The organism is Methanobrevibacter sp. UBA412 (assembly GCA_002495685.1).
Classification (GTDB): Archaea; Methanobacteriota; Methanobacteria; order Methanobacteriales; family Methanobacteriaceae; genus Methanobrevibacter_A; species Methanobrevibacter_A acididurans.
In genome coordinates this window covers 232360-250881 of the sequence record DAGJ01000021.1, presented here as the reverse complement: position 1 = coordinate 250881, position 18522 = coordinate 232360, and the positions used below count along the sequence as shown (strand labels likewise).

The following is an 18522-nucleotide window of genomic DNA, read 5'->3' as shown; positions in this document are numbered from 1 at the left end:
GAAAGTAATGGCAAGTGGTACTTTTGACATAATCCACCCAGGTCATGGTTTATATTTAGAAAAAGCTAAAGAGTTAGGTGGCGAGAATGCTGAATTAGTAGTTGTAGTAGCTAAAGATTCAACAGTTAAAAAACGAAAAAGAATACCTATTATAAATGAGAAACAACGATTAGAAATGGTGAAATATTTAAAACCCGTAGATGAAGCTTACCTTGGGCATGATGGAGATATGTTTAAAATAGTTGAAGAAATAAAACCTGACATAATAGCTATAGGTGCAGATCAAGATTTTGATTTAGATAAACTTCGAAAAAGTTTGAAGGATAGGAATTTAAATATTGAAGTTAAAAAAGTAAAAAGTTACCATAAAGCAGATTTAGATAGTAGTTGTAAAATTATAAAAAAGATTAAAGAAACAAATTATGGTAAAGAAAATTTAAAAGATTGTTAACTCTGAAAAAGAATCTATTAAAATTAATTAAATTTTAAATTATGATACAAAAACATTGCGATATATTAATTTAATCAAAAGAAAAAGAGTTTATATAAAATAAAACATAATATAAATTATTATTTTATTGGTGTAAAAAAAATGATAGACGTAGCTATTATAGGGGCAAGTGGATATACTGGTGGAGAATTAATTAGATTTTTATTAAACCATCCAGAAGTGAAAATAACAGATATTACTTCTAGAAAATATGATAACATCCCTCTACATAAAGTTCATCCTAATCTTAGGGATACTGGTTTAAAATTTAGTAATAAAAAATTAAGTGATATTAATGCTGATATTGTTTTTACAGCAACCCCCCATGGAGCTTCAATGAAGATTGTTCCAGAACTTTTAGATACTGGTGCTAAAGTCATTGATTTAAGTGGAGATTACAGATTTAATGATTATGATATTTATGAAAAATGGTATGGTTTTAAACATACTGGTAAAATAAATGCTGTATATGGTCTTCCAGAAATTCATAGAAAAGAGATTAAAAAAGCTAAACTTGTTGCTAATCCAGGATGTTTCACAACTGGATCCATATTATCTGCTTTTCCTTTATCAAAAGCAAAAATGTTAAGTAGATGTATTTTTGATAGTAAATCTGGAGTTAGTGGATCTGGTATTAAACCTACAGAATCAAGTCATTATCCGAATATTGGAGATAATATTAACCCTTATAAAGTAACTAGTCATAGACATATGCCTGAAATTCAGCAAGAATTAGGATTATTTTCTGATGTTAAAGTATCTTTTACTCCTCATTTAGTTCCTGTGATTCGAGGCATTTTAACTACAAATCATAGTTTTTTAAAAGATGAATATAATGATATTAGTAGTGAAGAAATACGTGATATTTATATTAACCAGTATAAAGATGAACCTTTCGTGAAAATTATGGACGAAGGAGAAATGCCACGTTTAAGTTCTGTTCGTGGATCTAATTATATTCATATAGGATGTTTTGAGATTGATGAAACTGGCAGATTAGTAATTGTATCTGCTATTGATAATTTAGTTAAAGGGGCTTCTGGTCAAGCTATCCATAATATGAATCTTTTATGTGGATTTGATGAAACTGAAGGTTTAGAAACTTATGGTATGCACCCTTAAATATTTGATGTTTATTATTGAAAATTTAGAAAAAAAATGGAACATGAAAGCATGAAAACTTTAATTATATATTATTCAAAAAGTGAAAATACTAAAATAGTTGCTGAAACTTTAGCACATGAATTATCTAGTGATATTATTAGAGTTAAAGATATTAAGAAACGAAGTGGATTTTTTAGTAAATTTAGTTCTAGTATAGATGCTTTTAGGGAAAGTAAAACTGAAATTACTCCTTCTAATATTAATATTTCTGATTATGATTTGATTTATATTGGAACTCCTACATGGGCTAGTAATCCAGTTCCTGCAATAATTACTTTAATAGATAAATTAGATTTGAAAGGAAAAGATGTTGTTTTATTCGCTACTATGTCCAATTCTGGCGGCAAAAATGCTATTAAAAGAATGAGTGAAAAGGTAGAAGTTAGAGGTGGGCGTGTAATAGAAACTTTTACTCTTAAAACTAAAGATAAAAATTTAAATCAAATTGCAGATGATAGTTTTAATATTGCAAGATTATTGGATTTAAGTATTTACAGTTAAAATTTATATATACTAATTTTTTATATTTTAAAAATTATCTATTTTTATTATTTTTTAAGTTTTATACAAAACTTTAAATCTTTATTCATATAATATATTTATAATCTAACTTTAAACATATATGAAAGATTTTCATTATAATTAATTTATTTTAAATTACAGCTAGATTATTACATTATAAAACAATTTAAAATTAATAATTGATTTTTAATAAGATTAAACACTTTATTTTATTATAATTATTGAATTATTAATTTTAAATTAAAATATATTAACTATTTTTTTATTAGAAAAAATTAGTTTTAAAAATTATATGGTTATGAATAGAAATGTTTGAAAAATTTATGGAATCTTACAAAAAAGTAATTTTCGTTCCAATAATTATAACTATTATAGCATTAGCACTTATTGCTTTTGTAGGTGTTGATCAAGGTATTGAATTAAAAGGAGGTTCCACTGCAGAAGTTCAATTAACTAGTAATATTAGTCCAAGTGCTTTGCAATCTCAATTATCCGATAGTTTAAATACCTCTGATATTAGTGTTTATAGTAATGGAGCCGATTCAAAGAAAGTTACTGTTGATATAAGTAATGGTATTAACGATACGGCATTTACTTCAGCTTTAGGAGATAATGGAAAAGTTGCGAGTTTTAATGCAATTGGGCCAGTATTAAGTCAAGAAGCAATGGGTCAAGTTTATTGGGCATTATTATTTGCATTTATATTTATGGCAATAACTGTATTTATTGTATTTAGAGAGCCTGTGCCTTCTGTTGCGGTTATTCTTGCAGCATTATGCGATATTGTAATTGCTATTGGAGGAATGGCTTTATTCAAAATACCTTTAAGTATAGCATCTGTTGGTGCATTATTAATGCTTATTGGTTACAGTGTTGACACAGATATTTTACTTACTACTCGATTACTGAAAAGACATGACGGAACTGTAGTTAAAAGAGCAAGTGATGCTATGGAAACTGGTTTAACAATGTCAATATCAGCTATATCTGCTATGGTTGTATTATATATTGTTACAGCATTTTTAATACCTGAAGCTTCTACATTAACTAGTATTTCATCTGTACTTATTTTAGGCCTATGTGCTGATATACTTACAACTTGGTGTATGAATTTAACAATTTTAAGAGTTTATCTGGAGAGATCAGAATGAAAAACAAGAAGAAAATTAAAGAGTTTTTGAGAGATAAACAAGTAATTCTGTTAATTGCATTTATTTTAATTAGTATAATTAGTGTAGCGGCTTTAGGAATTGATGAAGGTTTAGATTTAAAAGGTGGATCTTCCATCCAGTTACAATTAGATGAACCAGTTAATAGTAGTACTATGAAAACTGTCACAACTGTTCTTGATAAACGTCTTAATTTATATGGAGTTTCAGATGTAAAAGTTCGTGAAAGTGGAGATCAAAGAGTAATTATTGAAATGGCTGGTAAGTCTCCTTCTGAAGTTGAGCGTTTGATTGGTAATCCTGGAGTATTTACTGCTAAAATTGATAATCAAACAGCTTTAACTGGAAATGATGTTGCGAGTGTTGATAGTTATAAAGTACAAGGAGAAACTTCTTGGATTGTGCCATTTACTTTGACAACAGATGGAGCTAAACATTTTGCTGATGTGGCTAAAGGTAAATCTGGGCAAAAGGTAGTAATGTACTTAGATGGTAAACCTATAGATAATGATCCTCCAAGTTTATCTGCAGAATTAGCTACTGGTGAACCTGTTACCGATTTAGAGGTTACGGGTAGTGAAGATACTGTTCAAGAAACCCAATCTAAAGCAAATACGGTTTATACTGTACTTAAAACAGGATCATTACCAGTCAAAGTTCATGTTGTTGGTTCAAATACGATTTCCGCTGAATTAGGTCAGGAATTTTTAGAAGGTACATGTATTGCAGGGTTATTAGCAATATTAGTAATTAGTGGAATTGTGTATATTCGGTATAGAAAACCAATATTAGTTGTTCCTATAATGATAACAAGTTTATCAGAAGTGCTGATTGTTTTAGGTGTTGCATCATTAATTAGTTGGAATATTGATTTGGCTGCAATAGCGGGTTTAATTGCAAGTGTTGGTACGGGTATTGACGATCAAATTATTATCACGGATGAAGTACTTACACATCAATCTGATAAATCAAAACATAAACATGTTCGAGCAAGAATGAATGTTAAAAATGCATTATTCATTATATTTGCTTCTGCAGGTACTTTAATTGCAGCTATGTTACCTTTAACATATATTGGATTTGCTAGAGGTAGTAGTGGTATAGGTACTATTGCTGGTTTTGCATTTACCACAATATTAGGTGTACTTATTGGAGTATTCATTACAAGACCTGCATATGCTAAATTTATAGAATCTTTCGTAGCTTAAGGATATTTATTATCCTTAACTTCTTTTTTTTTAAATATTTTTTTAAAACTAATCTTATTAGATTAATACTTTTTTTCATAAATTTTAAATAAATTATTTTATATAGATGTTATTATGATAAAACCTGAGCTTAAAGTTAAACCTATTAAAGATGGTACTGTAATTGATCACATTACAGCAAATAAATCATTATATGTAATGAGAATTTTAGGACTTCCTGATGGAGAATCTAATGTTTCTTTAGCAATAAATGTTTCTTCTGGTGATGGAGGTAAAAAAGATATTGTTAAGATAGAAAATAGAGAATTAGATAATGATGAATTAGATCAAATTGCGTTAATTTCACCTAATGCAACTATAAATATTATAAGAGATTATGAAATTATTTCTAAAGCTCAAGTTACTCTTAGAAATGAATTAGAATCTATCATTAAATGTATTAATCCTAAATGTATTAGTAACACTCCAGAACCAATAAAAAGTAAGTTTTATGTTATAAAAAAAGACCCTTTACTTCTTAGATGCCATTATTGTGAAAGAATAATAAATGAAGAAGAGATAAATAAACTATTTTAAAAAAAATAAAGAAAAAATTTTATTATGAATATTCTTCAATTAAATGATTTGCTAATCTTAATGCTAAAGCTAATATGAGTAATATAGGGGGTTTTCCAGGGGACCAAGGTATAACACTTGCATCCGCTACATATAAACCAGTTATATTGGTTTGAAGATTTTTATCAACAACCTCACCAATTGCAGCAGTACCTCCAGGATGTGCTCCTCTAAAAACGGTTGAAGTAATTGTTGTTGGATCTACTCCTGCTGTAGTTAATATTGCACCCGCAGCAGCTGAACCTTCAGCTAAACGCTTTATATCATTTATAGAATTATATTTGATTACTTTCCCATTTTCTATTTTTCCAAGTCCATCATCTGGAATTTTAACCATTATACTTAATATATCTTTATTCTCAATATCATAACCATTTTCTTTAAGGAATGATGCAGCATATGTAGAAAAGTGTGGGGATAAAATATAATCATTTCCTATGGCTAAAGCATTCATTTGAACTTCTGTATTATAATGAATATCTTTTAATAATCCTCCTACAGTTACAAATGGATCTATGAATAATTTTCTTCCTGCGTTTATTCCTGAATTTTGAAGTATTATTGCAGAATTTATAGCTCCAGCTGCGAGTATTATTTCTTTAGATTTTATGATTCTTGTTTTATTATCTTTTTTAATTTCTACTCCTTTTAATTGTCCATTTTCTATTATTATTTTTGTGGCTTCGGTATTTGTTAATAATTCTGCATTATTTTTAATAGCTATATCAATAAAATCTTTTGAACTCCATTTAGCATCTTGCGGACACCCAAATGAACATTTTCCACAAATTTTACATTCTGAATCTCTTATAAATTTAGGCATTTTTTGTGTTTTAAAACCATATTGTTTTGAGATATCGATGAATTTTTGAGTTCCTTTGCCTATATGGTCATCATCCATTTCATGGATGTTAAGAAGTTTTTCAACTTGATTATATTCATTTGATAAATCAATTCCAATATTTTTGAATTCTTTTTCTAAGATTCTTACTCCATTTCCTGCTGAGACTATTGTGGATCCTCCAACACATGTTGTTTTTAATAAATCCATATTTTCATATGATTTATCATAGTAATTGATTGCATCTTTAGTTTTTATGTATGGTCCTTTTTCTATTATTGTGACTGGTATATTGGATTTTGCTAATTCCATTGCAATTATAGCTCCTCCAGCCCCAGATCCAATTATTATAACCATTTTTTCACTCCAAGTTTTTATATTTAATAATATTTTTTTATATGTTTAAAAAAATCTCTATATAACTATTGTTATTAATTATGTTTATAAACATTTCTAAAAAAAACAAACTCAAAATTAACAAAACAAATAATTAGAAAAATTAAAATCTTTTTTTATAATATATAAAATTTTATTTACATATAAAATTAAATTAATAATATATATAATCTTAAGAGAATACTATTTGTAAATGAAAAAATTAAATTAATAAAAAACTTAAGAAAAAATAAGAAATAAAAGAAAAAACAAAAATTAAAGTTATAAATAATAATAAAAATTAAAAAGTGGGTAGAAAATGGAAACAAAAATAGACATTTTTGAAAAAATAATAGCTAAAATTCAAGATAAAGTAGATTATGCAGATATTCGTGCAGGAACTGGGAATAATACTAATATTATAATGAAAGATAATAAAATTCAAGAAATTAATACTGGAATATCTAATGGTGCAAGAATAAGAGTACTAAATAATGGAGCTTGGGGATTTGCTTATACAAATGATTTAAACAAATTAGATGACATTACACAAACAGCTATAAAAATTTCAAAATCTTTAAAAGGAGATGTTGAATTATCTGAAGCAGATATTGTTAAAGATAAAGTTAAAACTCCTAGAAAAATATCAGTAAACGATGTAGATATTGAAGAAAAAAAAGAATTAATGGCAGATGCAAATAAAAGCGCATCAGTAGGTAAAGTCATAAGTACTACCGTAAATTATCAAGATAGTGAATCTGAAACTGCAATTGTAACAAGTGAAGGTACTGAAATTATACAAGATGAAACTAGAATTGGATTATGGTTAAACACAGTAGCATCATCTGGAGATTTAATACAATTTGGACATGGAAGTTTAGGAGGAGCAAAAGGTTATGAAATACTAAAAAATGCTGATATTGAAAGTTTTGGAAGAAAAATAGGGGAAAAAGCTACAAATCTTTTAAATGCAAGTACTGCGCCTTCTGGAAAATTTCCAATAATTACGGATAATGAGTTAACTGGTGTATTTATCCATGAAGCTTTAGGTCATGCAAGTGAAGCAGATTTAATTTTACAAGATGATTCTGTTTTAAAAGGAAAATTAGGGGATAAAATTGGATCTGATATAATCAATATTTATGATGATCCATCAAATAAGGATGGTTTTGGATATTATGAATATGATGTAGAAGGTGTGAAAACTCATAAAAATCAACTAGTTAAAGATGGAGAATTAGTTTCATTACTTTCTTCAAGAGAATCTGCTTCAAAATTAGGAATGAAATCTAGTGGTAATGCAAGAAGTTCAATTAATGATCAACCTATTGTAAGAATGAGTAATACTTATTTGGAACCTGGAGATCATTCATTTGAAGAATTGATTGAAGATATACCTGAAGGAATTTATTTAAAAGGTTCTAGAGGAGGTCAAGTAGATACAGGAAAAGGAATATTCCAGTTCAATGCTGTAGAATCATATAAAATAGAAAATGGGGAAATTGGTCAAGAATTAAGAGATGTATCATTATCAGGAAATATTTTAGAAACCTTAAAAAATGTTGATGCAATAGGTAATGATTTTAAATTTAGTGTTGGATTCTGTGGAAAGAATGGTCAAATTGCTCCTGTTGGAGATGGTGGTCCTAACACTAGAATATTGAATGCTATGGTTGGAGGCAGTAATTAAAAAAATTATAAGGGGCTTGATAAAAATGACAATAAGTGAAAATGATGGAAAATATTTATTAAAAATTGCTCGAAAAGCTATTGAAGATAAGATAAATAATAATGTAAAAATGGATATGCCTCAAGATTGTCCCGAACATTTAAAAGAAGATTTAGGAGTTTTTTGTACAATAAATGAAAATTCAGAGCTAAGAGGATGTATCGGTTATCCTGAACCAATTAAGCCATTAATTTCAGCACTTATTGATGTAGCTATATCTGCAGCAACAGCAGACCCTAGATTTCCTGTGCTTAAAAAAGAAGAATTAGAAAAGATTGATTTAGAAATTACAGTTTTAACAAAACCTGAACTAATAAATGTTTTAAAAAGTTCAGAATATCCTGAAAAAATTAATTTAGGTGAAGATGGGTTAATTATTAAAAAAGGTTTTAATAGTGGATTACTTTTACCACAAGTAGCAACAGAATTTAATATGGGGAAAGAAGAATTTTTATCACATACTTGCCTTAAAGCAGGTTTGTATCCAGATACTTGGAAAAAAGACGTTAATATTAAAATATTTAAATTTCAAGGAGAAATTTTTAAAGAATAAAAAATTTTTAAAATTTTTTTAAAATTCTATTTTTTTATATTAATTTTATATATATTTAAAACATAATTAAATATTAAGCACTATTTTTTATTATTTTAAATTATGAAATAAAAAATTTTTACAAAATTTAATAAATATTTACAGAAAAGATTATTAGTGATAATTATGATGATACCAACAATCCCTACTCCAGATGAACTTTTAGATAAAGGATTTAGAAGAGGGAAAAAGGCTGCTGATGAAGTTAGATCATCAAAAATGCCTAGAAGATTAAAACCTAAACGAATTGAAGAAGTTAGAGTAGTAACTGCATGCCAAGTAATTAAAGATCGATTAAAAATGATAAATGATCGAACACCAACTGTTGAAGAGTTACCTATATTTTACCAAGATTATATTGATATAACTGTAGGTATTGATGATTTGAAAAAATCATTAGGTGCTTTAAATTGGGCATATGGCATTATAACTCAATTAGAAAAGGATTATGCTAAAAAAATTAGAAGATACCCTCCAGAGAAGGCTTCACAACTTAGAAGTCAAGCTTATGGTCGTGTTGCTAGTGTAGCTAAAAAAATTAGTAAAGATTTAGATTTCTTAGATTTTGCTAAAAGCCAATTACGTAATATGCCAACTATCGATTTTGATGCTACAACTATTGTAATTGCAGGTTTCCCAAATGTAGGAAAATCAACTTTACTTCGCCAATTAACAGATGCAGAACCTGAAATTGCTGATTACCCATTTACTACAAAAGGAATTCAAATTGGACATATTGAAAGAAATTGGAAACATATCCAAATTATTGACACTCCTGGATTATTAGATCGTCCTATTAGTGATATGAATGATATTGAAATGAATGCTATGGTTGCTCTTGAAGATTTAGCTGATGCTATTTTATTCATCTTTGATGCATCTGAAACCTGTGGTTATACTTTAGAACATCAAAATAATTTATTAACAGAAATTCAAAAAGTTTTCAGTGCCCCAATAATTGTTTTATTTAATAAAATTGATATTGCTGAATATGAAACTGGTTCTGATAGATTTGATTATATTGATAAATTTATAAAAATGAATGAAAATCCATTATTAATATCTGCATCCGAAGGAGAAGGTATTGATAAAATATTAAAAGTTTTTGATTCTGTCAAAAAAATTAATCGAAACAATGATGATTACTAAATAAATTTATTAAATTATGAAAATTAATAAAACAAAAGTTTTAAATATAATAAAGTAACTTAAAGTTACTTAATATAATGCAAAAAAATTTAATAGATAAAAATATAAAATAAAATTATAATAAAATTTTAAAGGAGTTGAATTTAATGGTTGAAAACAAACAACAAAACGAAGAAAAACCACATCTTCACAGAGAAAAAGTAAAAGAAGATATTAATACTGGAAAAGAAAGAGCAGAAAAAAGAGCTGAAAAAGGTAAAAATGTTGTTGATAGAGTATCTACAGACCTTGGAAAATCCATGGAAGATTTAATGGTAAGTATTAGAGGAGTTCAAAAAACTATGGATGGAAAAATCCAAGATTATAAAGAAACAACCCCTTCCAAACTTGATTTAGATTTAATAGATGTAAGTGATTGTTATTACTTAAAAGTAGATTTACCTGGTGTTGAAAAAGACCAAATTGAAATAGAAGCATCTGAAAATGAAATTACAATTAAAGCAAATTTCCCATCAACACTTGAAGACATTGAAAAACCATCTGATGTTCAACCTGAATTTTTAATTAAAGGTAGAAAAACTGGTGAAGCTAAAAGATCAGTTAGATTACCTGCAAAAATAAAAATAAAAGAAATTTCTGCAAAAACAAATGCAGGTACAATCTTCTTAGAAATTCCTAAAGTTCAAGAAGAAAAATATACTGTTGATTTAGAATAAACAAATATAAAATTAAATTTTTTTTAACTATTTTTTTAATTAAAAAATAGTTCTTATTTTTTTAATTGTAAACTATTAATTTTTATTTAAAAAAAGATTTTAAAAATAAAAAGTTTAAAACTTTTTATTCATAACGAACTTTACCTATATGTCTAGTACTTCCAGGATTTTCACCATTAAAGTGAGCAAGGTAATATACAAACCATTCTAAAGGAACTACTAAAATAAGAGGTGCAAGTAAATCATTAATATTTGCATAATCCTTTAATTTATATGTGATAGTTTTACATTCCAATTTATTTGAAAAATTTATTGCCTTTTCAGTTAAAGCATCTACTGGATAATTAGCTTCCAAAAATATCATAGGAACATCTTTTTCTGCTCTTTCAATTAAACCATGACGAAATTCCGCAGCATATAAAGGACAAGCATGTTTAATAGCTCCTTCCATAAGCATAGTCATAGCTAATTTATAAGCTAAACCAAAATTAGGTCCGCCACCTAAGCAGTAAAAGATATCTTCATCTTTATATTTTTCAGCTAATATTTTATTTTCTTCTTCAGTTGTTTTTAATAGTTCTTCAATTAGATCAGGTAATCTATTTAAATCATTTAATATTTCATTTTTTTTCTCATAATTAGATGATGCAAATAAAAGGTAATAAAGACAAGCTAATTGTGTAACATATGTTTTAGTCCCTAATATAGCTTCTTCTTTATCTCCTCTAGTTAAAATAGGATTTTTAGCTTCTTTTAACATAGAACTATTTTGTTCATTTGAAATTGAAATAGTATTGAAACCTAATTCATTAGCTTTTTTCAAACCAGCTAAAGTATCAGCAGTTTCTCCTGACTGTGATGCGAAAATTGCAGCGGCATTTTGATCGCCTAAATTTTTACTATAAGTAAATTCATAACCTGTAGCAACAACTACAGGGAAATCTGAAACCATACCTAAAGCATCACGAACTGAATAAAGTGTAGATAATGAACTTCCACAACCAACTAAATATATTTTATCCACATCTTCTAACTCTTTTGAAATTCTTTTCATGTTAGAAGATTCTTCTTTAAAAGTTTTTCTTAAAGCGTTGGGTTGTTCTAACAGTTCTGTACGCATTTTATAAACCATAAATATTCCTTCAGTATAATTAATTTTTAAAAATTTGTAATGGTGGTATTTTTAAATATATTTTAATAATATTATAATCTATTTTTGTAGTAACTAATATAAAAAAGTAATTAAATTATATAAGTTTTAAAAAATTATAAAAGTATTATTAATCAAAATATTAATTATATTTTATGAAAATTTTATAGGTTTGAAAAAATATGGTAATGACTCTTAAAGATATTGGAATGAATCATGGGCAACAATACGAAGTAATCTTAACTAGTAAAAATAATGATGGTAGTCAAAATGCTGCACCTTTTGGGACAATAGTTAAAGGAACAAACCAAATTGTTAATCATATCTTTCAAGGAAGTACAACTTTAAATAATATTCTAAAAAATAAAGAGTTTATGGTTAATATTACATCAAATCCTATTTATTTTACTTTAGCTATTATAGACAATATTCCATCTGAATATTATGTTAATAAGGATTCATTAATATTGAAAGATGTTGATGCGTATTTTAAAGCTAGTGTTGATAATACAAAAAATTTTATTAAAAAAGATGATCCTATAAAACCGGTTGAATCAACATATATTTGTTCTAATGTGAGTGATATTACTAAAAACAAAAGTGATGTTGTTGCAATTAATCGTGGTATTCATTGTATTATTGAATCACTTGTAAATTATAGTAGAGTTGATAAAGTAAAAGATGAAAAATTAGACTATTTTTTAGGACGTTTTAATGAGAATAGTAGAGTTATAAATAAAGTTGGTAGTAAACAGGATAAAGAAGCTATGAAAATGATTAAAAAAAGTTTAAAAAATAAAGGATATGAAATATAAACTTAAGTTTAATTTTGTATTACATTTACGAATCCGAATTCATTTAGGCTGAATAAACCTTTATCTGATAATTTTAAATCAGGGATAACAAGTAATGCCATGAAAGATAATGTCATGAAAGGGTCATCTAATTTTGAACCTAATTTTCGAACTAAATTTTTCATATTTTCAAAATTTGTAGATACTATTTCTATACTTTCATCACTCATTAATCCTGCAATTGGCAATTTTAAACTTTTTTTAGTATTATTATAAGAAACTGTTAATCCTCCTTGATTTTGGATTAATTCATTTACAGCTTTTGCCATGTCTATTGAATTAGTACCAATAGTTATTATATTATGGGAATCATGAGATATTGATGTTGCAACTGCTCCTTTTTTAATACCAAATCCTTTTATAAAACCGTTTGACACAATATTATGACCGTAACGTTCTACTACACTTATTTTTAATATGTCTTTTTTAGTGTCAGATTGTATTATATTGTTTTCAATTTTTAAGGTATCAATAATTGAGTTTGTAATTAATTCCCCATTAAAAGCTTCAATTATTTTTACATTTACATTATTATCTTTTTTTGTTTTTATATCAAAATCTTCAGGTTTTTTAAGATTTACATTAAAAGTATTTGATACTTTTGGTTTTTTTACTTTGAAAAGTGATTTCCCATCTTTAGCAACTATTTCACCGTTTACTATAGTTAATTTAATGTTTAAGTCTTTTAAATTATTTACTAAAGTAAAATTTGCTTTTTTACCAACAGATATTTCACCGGAATTTAAATGATAATGATTTGCAGGATTTAATGTTACCATTTTTATTGCTTCAATCGGTTCTATATCATAGTTAATTGCTTTTTTTATTAGTTGGTTTAAATGGCCATTTTTTAAGTCTATAGGATTTTTATCATCACTTACTAAAAAATCAAATATTGGATGTTTTAATAATTTTTCATAATCATCTACAGAAATGTTTCCAAACTTGGATTCATTTGTCCAATACTTTATACGATTATTAATATTAAAAAGAGCATCCATATTTTTGGCAGAAGAACCTTCACGAACCATGATTTTCATGCCTAAATGTTTTTTTTCTATAGTTTCATCAAAACTACTACATTCATGATCAGTACTTATACCTTTAGACACATATTTTATCAAATCTTCACCATTTAATAAAGGGGCATGACCATCAATAGGAACACCTAATTTGTTAGCTAAATCTAATTTCAAGTTAACATTTAAATCATCATTAATTACTCCTGGAAAATTCATCATTTCACCAAGACAAATAACATTAGGAAGTTCAAATAAATTTTTAATCGTTTCAACATCAATATTAGCACCATTAGTTTCAAAATTAGTAGCAGGAACACAAGAAGGTGCTGAAAAATAAAAATCAAAAGGAACATTTTCTCCATTTGAAATCATGAAGTCAATACCTTTAACACCCAAAACATTAGCTATTTCATGAGGATCAGCTACTACAGAAGTAGTTCCGAAAGGTAAAACAGCACTTGCAAAATTAGCTGGAGATAACATTGTAGATTCAATATGAATATGACTATCTATAAATCCTGGAAGAAGAATTCCTTCATAATCTAAAGGTTCATTGGAATCTAATTTAGAAATATTAAAAATAAGACCATCTTTAATAAGAATTTCAGCAGGATAAATATCATCTAAATTAAAATCTAAAATATTAACTTTAATCTTAGAAACCATAAAACAAATAACCTCTTTAAATAAAAATGGAAAGATAAAAAAAATGAATTAAATTAATTTATTTTGGTAAATTTTCAGAAATAAAACTGTCTTCATGTAAACATTCATAAAGAACTGGTAAAAATGCTCCAATATCAGTTACAACACGCATGACTTGAGCACTTCCACGATCAGCAAGTTTTGTAACTGTTGAAGGATTAATATCTATACAGATACTTTTTACTCTAGCAGATAACATATTACCTGTAGCTATAGAATGTAACATTGTAGAGACCATTAAACACATATCAATTTTTTGACAATAATATCTCATTTTAGCTTGAGATTCTGCTGTATCAGTTATAACATCAGGTAAAGGTCCATCATCACGTATAGAACCTGCTAAAACATAAGGAACATTATTTTTAACACATTCATACATGATTCCACTTTTCAAAGTACCATCTTTAACTGCTGCTTCAATTGATCCAGATTTATTTATCCTATTAATAGCTCTCATATGATGAGTATGTCCATGAGACACAATTTCACCTGTTTCAACATTAATCCCTAAAGAAGTTCCAAATTGATCAGATTCAATATCATGAGTAGCTAATGCATTTCCTGCAAAAACCACGTCAATTATTCCTTCTCGGATTAATGCAGCTATAAACTTAGCAGAACCTGTATGAACAATAGCTGGACCACCTACAAGAGCAATTTTTCCACCTTTACTTTTAACTTCTTTAATTTCAGATGCAATATCTTTAGCAATGGATAATAATGGTTTTTCTGAAGACACATCACTATTCATGAATTCAAATCCACCTTGTTTACCTCTTACTCTTTCAGGAGGAGCCACTTTTATCCCATCTCTACCTACAACAATTTTATCTCCTTTTTTTAAATCATTTAAAGGTTTACAATAAGCTTTTCCTTTTGTTTCATCTATTAAAATCATACAATCCATTTCAGTGTTATTAACAAGCAACCAATTACCTTTATATAAAACATGAGTAACATAATTAGTAGTTGAATAAAATCCCTCAGGAGCTACTTTATCTTTAGGAGAAGCTACTAAATTAGCTTCTTTAATCTCAGCTATTGAAACACCAAGAACAGATAATTCATCTAATATACCGTCTAAAACATCAGGAGATTCTGCTGAAACCATCATTTTAGCTCTACTTATATCTGATTTTCTTTTTCCAACATCAAATTTGATAATATCAAAATCTCCACCTTTATCCATTATAATATCCATAGTTTTAGGTAAAGCTAAAGAATCAATTATATGGCCTGAAAGTTCAATTTGTCGTTCGTACATTGATTTCTCTCCTTAAATTAAATCATTACATTATTTATTAAAATAAAAATTATTATATGTTATTTTATAAAAAAATAAATTATAATTAAATATTATACAAAGTATTATATAAAATTTTATCTTTTGATAAAACTTTTAAGGTTAGTGAGATAAATGAATGAAAAAGATATTATATTAAACAATATACTTAATCGAAAAAGTGTTAGACAATATAGTGAAGAACAAATCGAAAAAGAGGATTTAATAACAATATTAAAAGCAGGTATGGCAGCACCATCAACATGTAATTTCCAACCATGGAATTTTATTATAATTCAAAATAGAATTACACTTAACGATATGGCAGACATACATGAATATGCAAAAATGTTCAAAAATGCAAAAGCTGGAATCATTGTTACTGGAGATATGAAAAAAACATTAAAAGATTCTGAAGATTATTGGATAGAAGATTGTTCTGCTGCAACAGAAAATATACTTTTAGCAATAGAAGCTTTAGGTTTAGGTGGCGTATGGACCGGAATTTATCCCTCTGAAGAGAGAGTGAATAAATTAAAAAATTATTTTAATTTACCTAAAAACATAATCCCTTTTAATTTAATAGCTATAGGCCATCCAAAAGGAAAACAGAATATTAAAAATAAGTGGGATGAAACTAAAATTCATTGGGAAAAATGGTAAAAAATTGTTTTTAAAAATTTTATGGAAGTAATGTTAAAAAGTCTAATATAAATTTAGCTGCTAAAACTGCAGTAATATCTCCTAATTTATTTGTTGCTACTTCCATTAAATCAAAACCTATAATTTCTTTTTTTGAAATAATTTTCATAACTTCAGATATATCTTGTGATTTTAAACCATTAGGAGTGGGGTTTCCAACACTAGGTGCAATAGATGGGTCTAATCCATCCATATCTATAGTTAAATATATTGGACCTTTTATTGATTTTAAATAATTTATTAATTTATTAAAATCTGTTTGTAAATCAGTAGGTGTGAAAGTTTTAATATTTTTCTGATTTTTTACATAGTCATTTTCTTCTTTTGAAGCAGATCTAATACCAATTTGAATTATTTCCTTAGGATTCAATTCATGGATTCTTCTCAAAATTGTGGCATGAGAGTATTTCTCATTTTGATAAGATTCTATAATATCTCTATGTGCATCAATATGTATAACTGTAATTTCAGAAATATTATAATATTTTGTTAATGCTTTTATTGAACCTAAAGTAAGACTATGTTCTCCTCCAATAATAAGAGGATATATATTATTGGTTAATAAATCAGTGACATTTTCTTCCACTATTTCACATGTTTTTTTACAATTTCCATTTATGATATTACTATCCCCAAAATCATAGAAAATAGTACTTAAATTTTTTTGAAAGTTAGTGTTAAATCTTTCAAAACCATAAGATGCTTCTCTTATGACAAGAGGCGCATATCTAGAACCATTATGATAGGAGCATGTACTATCAAATGGAACACCTATTATTCCCCATTGTTTTGATTTAGATAAATTATGAAAATTTAGATTTTTTATGTCTTCTAAATTAGAAGTTTCTTGTGCAAATGCAAATTTCCAAGGTTCATAAGTGTTAAATAACATGTTTTTTTAATATCCTATATTTTAAATTATTTTTTTAAAAAGAGTAAATATTAAAAATTAAAAAAAAAGAAAATTTAATTTTTATAAAATTTTTTATAAAAATTTTTATTATTTTAAAAATTTATCGAGAACTTCCTTTAGTTCTCATGATTTTCATATTACCCATTGCGAGAATATATTCTACTTCTCCACCTTCAACAAGACGTTCTTTTAAGTCTTCTTCATCTGGAACTGGAAGGTCTAATGTTTCATAATTTTCCATATCCATTAATTGAATAGTTGTAGGTTGGATAGAGAGTATTTGTCCTACTCTTTTATCAATTATAGGTATATCTACTTTAGTGTTAACTGGTTTAACTATACTTCTTTTTTGATGATCAAAAACACCAACTGCTTCAAGTCTTGCTTTTGCAGCTCCGTGTTTTCCTGGAGATGATGTTGTTAAACTAGTAATTTTAGATGCTTCTCCACCTAATACAATATATTTACCTACTTTTAATGTTTTAATTTCTACGACTTTAGTTGCCATTATTTTAACCTCATTATAATAATTTTTTTTGAATTAAATTAGTATCATAAATAATCTTTTTAGGTTAAATAAAATTATAACTACGTAATGATACTTTTTCTCTGAATCAATCTTAAAATAAGAATTTAATTTATAGTTACTTTAACCTAAATCTATAATAATTAGACAATAATATATTAGGTTAACTTTTTATATAAACTATTCGGAAGTTATGTATATTAATTAAATAAATGATTATAAATTTTAATAATAAGTTATAAAGATTAAATCAATATAAAATATAATTAGATTATATTGAAAAAATATTATTTAAAATTATACATGACAAAAATTGTTGATAAAAATGAAAATAGCTATTGTATCAGGAAAAGCAGAAGGCCCAACAAAATTAAATGCATTTGATAATGCATTAAGTGAAGCAGGTATTGGTGATGTTAACTTAATAAAAGTATCAAGCATGTTAGGACCAAATACTGAACTAATACCATTACCTAAATTAAAACCTGGAGCAATGGTAAATTGTGTGTTATCTGAAGTAACTAGTAAAAAAAAAGGTAATATTATAAATGCATGTGTTGCTGTGGCTATAGGTGATCGTTTAGGTTGTGTAGTTGAAACAACTGGAATAAATGATAAAGAAGATGGAATAAAAGAAGAAGCAATCAATATGGTTAAATATATGATGAATAAACGTAATGTGGAAATTAAAGATTTAATTGTGGAAACCAGTACACATACAGTAGAAAACAAAGGTTCAGTTATTGCTTCAGTAGTTTACATAAATGATGATATTATTGAATAAATTATTTGTAA

General features: G+C 26.7%; 19 protein-coding genes. 13 read left to right on the top strand and 6 right to left on the bottom strand.

What is annotated here, in order from left to right:
* The first annotated feature begins 7 nt into the window (after window positions 1-7).
* The 6 genes from BP997_RS06685 (at window position 8) to pyrI (ending at window position 5129) form a co-directional block, all read left to right on the top strand.
* Window positions 8-451 carry an adenylyltransferase/cytidyltransferase family protein gene (locus tag BP997_RS06685; RefSeq protein ID WP_413825293.1) on the top strand — a complete coding sequence of 148 codons (444 nt, stop codon included), beginning with the start codon at window positions 8-10 and terminating at the stop codon, window positions 449-451.
* A 141-nt stretch (window positions 452-592) separates the two neighbouring features.
* Window positions 593-1612, top strand: a complete 1020-nt coding sequence (gene argC, locus BP997_RS06680; RefSeq protein ID WP_413825091.1) for an N-acetyl-gamma-glutamyl-phosphate reductase — start codon at window positions 593-595, stop codon at window positions 1610-1612.
* Between the two features lie 51 nt (window positions 1613-1663).
* Complete coding sequence (locus BP997_RS06675; RefSeq protein ID WP_413825296.1) at window positions 1664-2155, top strand: flavodoxin family protein; 492 nt, start codon at window positions 1664-1666, stop codon at window positions 2153-2155.
* A 329-nt stretch (window positions 2156-2484) separates the two neighbouring features.
* Window positions 2485-3327: a protein translocase subunit SecF gene (locus BP997_RS06670; RefSeq protein WP_413825094.1), complete on the top strand. Its 843-nt coding sequence runs from the start codon at window positions 2485-2487 to the stop codon at window positions 3325-3327.
* Window positions 3324-4553 (top strand): preprotein translocase subunit SecD, encoded by a 1230-nt coding sequence (locus BP997_RS06665; protein ID WP_413825096.1) that lies wholly within the window; start codon window positions 3324-3326, stop codon window positions 4551-4553. The genes BP997_RS06670 and BP997_RS06665 overlap by 4 nt, the downstream gene beginning before the upstream one ends.
* A gap of 114 nt (window positions 4554-4667) precedes the next feature.
* A complete protein-coding gene (gene pyrI / locus BP997_RS06660) occupies window positions 4668-5129 on the top strand; it encodes an aspartate carbamoyltransferase regulatory subunit (protein WP_413825099.1) in 462 nt (153 codons plus the stop codon).
* A gap of 22 nt (window positions 5130-5151) precedes the next feature.
* Here the strand turns inward: pyrI and BP997_RS06655 are convergent, their stop codons facing one another.
* A complete protein-coding gene (locus tag BP997_RS06655) occupies window positions 5152-6366 on the bottom strand; it encodes a GMC family oxidoreductase N-terminal domain-containing protein (RefSeq protein ID WP_413825102.1) in 1215 nt (404 codons plus the stop codon).
* Window positions 6367-6703: 337 nt separating this feature from the next.
* Here BP997_RS06655 and BP997_RS06650 point away from each other — a divergent pair, with 337 nt between their 5' ends.
* From BP997_RS06650 to BP997_RS06635, 4 genes are all read left to right on the top strand, one after another.
* Window positions 6704-8074 (top strand): TldD/PmbA family protein, encoded by a 1371-nt coding sequence (locus BP997_RS06650; RefSeq protein ID WP_413825105.1) that lies wholly within the window; start codon window positions 6704-6706, stop codon window positions 8072-8074.
* Window positions 8075-8099: 25 nt separating this feature from the next.
* The gene (locus BP997_RS06645; RefSeq protein WP_413825108.1) at window positions 8100-8666 is read left to right on the top strand and encodes a TIGR00296 family protein; all 567 of its coding nucleotides are present in this window, start codon (window positions 8100-8102) and stop codon (window positions 8664-8666) included.
* A gap of 165 nt (window positions 8667-8831) precedes the next feature.
* Window positions 8832-9854, top strand: coding sequence for an NOG1 family protein (locus BP997_RS06640; protein WP_413825110.1), 1023 nt, complete (start codon window positions 8832-8834; stop codon window positions 9852-9854).
* Between the two features lie 146 nt (window positions 9855-10000).
* Entirely contained in the window at window positions 10001-10570 is a 570-nt protein-coding gene (locus tag BP997_RS06635) for an Hsp20/alpha crystallin family protein (RefSeq protein ID WP_413825113.1), read from the top strand.
* Window positions 10571-10694: 124 nt separating this feature from the next.
* Here BP997_RS06635 and BP997_RS06630 read toward each other — a convergent pair whose 3' ends face one another.
* A complete protein-coding gene (locus BP997_RS06630; RefSeq protein WP_413825115.1) occupies window positions 10695-11702 on the bottom strand; it encodes an SIS domain-containing protein in 1008 nt (335 codons plus the stop codon).
* 200 nt (window positions 11703-11902) lie between these two features.
* Between BP997_RS06630 and BP997_RS06625 the strand changes: the two genes are divergently transcribed.
* The gene (locus tag BP997_RS06625; protein ID WP_413825118.1) at window positions 11903-12535 is read left to right on the top strand and encodes a DUF447 domain-containing protein; all 633 of its coding nucleotides are present in this window, start codon (window positions 11903-11905) and stop codon (window positions 12533-12535) included.
* Window positions 12536-12543: 8 nt separating this feature from the next.
* Here the strand turns inward: BP997_RS06625 and ade are convergent, their stop codons facing one another.
* On the bottom strand, window positions 12544-14262 hold the full coding sequence (gene ade / locus BP997_RS06620; protein WP_413825121.1) for an adenine deaminase: 1719 nt from the start codon (window positions 14260-14262) through the stop codon (window positions 12544-12546).
* A gap of 58 nt (window positions 14263-14320) precedes the next feature.
* A complete protein-coding gene (locus tag BP997_RS06615) occupies window positions 14321-15568 on the bottom strand; it encodes a TIGR00300 family protein (RefSeq protein ID WP_413825124.1) in 1248 nt (415 codons plus the stop codon).
* A 153-nt stretch (window positions 15569-15721) separates the two neighbouring features.
* On the opposite strand from BP997_RS06615, the gene BP997_RS06610 reads away from it, so the two are divergent.
* Entirely contained in the window at window positions 15722-16249 is a 528-nt protein-coding gene (locus BP997_RS06610) for a nitroreductase family protein (RefSeq protein WP_413825127.1), read from the top strand.
* A 19-nt stretch (window positions 16250-16268) separates the two neighbouring features.
* Here BP997_RS06610 and speB read toward each other — a convergent pair whose 3' ends face one another.
* Together speB and BP997_RS06600 are read right to left on the bottom strand one after the other, a co-directional pair.
* Window positions 16269-17180 carry an agmatinase gene (speB, locus tag BP997_RS06605; protein ID WP_413825130.1) on the bottom strand — a complete coding sequence of 304 codons (912 nt, stop codon included), beginning with the start codon at window positions 17178-17180 and terminating at the stop codon, window positions 16269-16271.
* A gap of 121 nt (window positions 17181-17301) precedes the next feature.
* The gene (locus BP997_RS06600) at window positions 17302-17709 is read right to left on the bottom strand and encodes a translation initiation factor IF-5A (protein ID WP_409198658.1); all 408 of its coding nucleotides are present in this window, start codon (window positions 17707-17709) and stop codon (window positions 17302-17304) included.
* A 343-nt stretch (window positions 17710-18052) separates the two neighbouring features.
* On the opposite strand from BP997_RS06600, the gene BP997_RS06595 reads away from it, so the two are divergent.
* Window positions 18053-18511, top strand: coding sequence for a pyruvoyl-dependent arginine decarboxylase (locus BP997_RS06595; RefSeq protein WP_413825133.1), 459 nt, complete (start codon window positions 18053-18055; stop codon window positions 18509-18511).
* Window positions 18512-18522 lie beyond the last annotated feature (11 nt).

Coding starts and splice junctions, on each gene's coding strand:
- BP997_RS06665 (WP_413825096.1), top strand. CDS start 3,324: ATGAAAAACAAGAAGAAAATTAAAGAGTTTTTGAGAGATAAACAAGTA.
- BP997_RS06630 (WP_413825115.1), bottom strand. CDS start 11,702: ATGGTTTATAAAATGCGTACAGAACTGTTAGAACAACCCAACGCTTTA.
- argC (WP_413825091.1), top strand. CDS start 593: ATGATAGACGTAGCTATTATAGGGGCAAGTGGATATACTGGTGGAGAA.
- BP997_RS06650 (WP_413825105.1), top strand. CDS start 6,704: ATGGAAACAAAAATAGACATTTTTGAAAAAATAATAGCTAAAATTCAA.
- BP997_RS06615 (WP_413825124.1), bottom strand. CDS start 15,568: ATGTACGAACGACAAATTGAACTTTCAGGCCATATAATTGATTCTTTA.
- BP997_RS06595 (WP_413825133.1), top strand. CDS start 18,053: ATGAAAATAGCTATTGTATCAGGAAAAGCAGAAGGCCCAACAAAATTA.
- ade (WP_413825121.1), bottom strand. CDS start 14,262: ATGGTTTCTAAGATTAAAGTTAATATTTTAGATTTTAATTTAGATGAT.
- BP997_RS06625 (WP_413825118.1), top strand. CDS start 11,903: ATGGTAATGACTCTTAAAGATATTGGAATGAATCATGGGCAACAATAC.
- speB (WP_413825130.1), bottom strand. CDS start 17,180: ATGTTATTTAACACTTATGAACCTTGGAAATTTGCATTTGCACAAGAA.
- BP997_RS06655 (WP_413825102.1), bottom strand. CDS start 6,366: ATGGTTATAATAATTGGATCTGGGGCTGGAGGAGCTATAATTGCAATG.
- BP997_RS06635 (WP_413825113.1), top strand. CDS start 10,001: ATGGTTGAAAACAAACAACAAAACGAAGAAAAACCACATCTTCACAGA.
- BP997_RS06645 (WP_413825108.1), top strand. CDS start 8,100: ATGACAATAAGTGAAAATGATGGAAAATATTTATTAAAAATTGCTCGA.
- BP997_RS06685 (WP_413825293.1), top strand. CDS start 8: ATGGCAAGTGGTACTTTTGACATAATCCACCCAGGTCATGGTTTATAT.
- BP997_RS06675 (WP_413825296.1), top strand. CDS start 1,664: ATGAAAACTTTAATTATATATTATTCAAAAAGTGAAAATACTAAAATA.
- BP997_RS06670 (WP_413825094.1), top strand. CDS start 2,485: ATGTTTGAAAAATTTATGGAATCTTACAAAAAAGTAATTTTCGTTCCA.
- BP997_RS06600 (WP_409198658.1), bottom strand. CDS start 17,709: ATGGCAACTAAAGTCGTAGAAATTAAAACATTAAAAGTAGGTAAATAT.
- BP997_RS06610 (WP_413825127.1), top strand. CDS start 15,722: ATGAATGAAAAAGATATTATATTAAACAATATACTTAATCGAAAAAGT.
- BP997_RS06640 (WP_413825110.1), top strand. CDS start 8,832: ATGATGATACCAACAATCCCTACTCCAGATGAACTTTTAGATAAAGGA.
- pyrI (WP_413825099.1), top strand. CDS start 4,668: ATGATAAAACCTGAGCTTAAAGTTAAACCTATTAAAGATGGTACTGTA.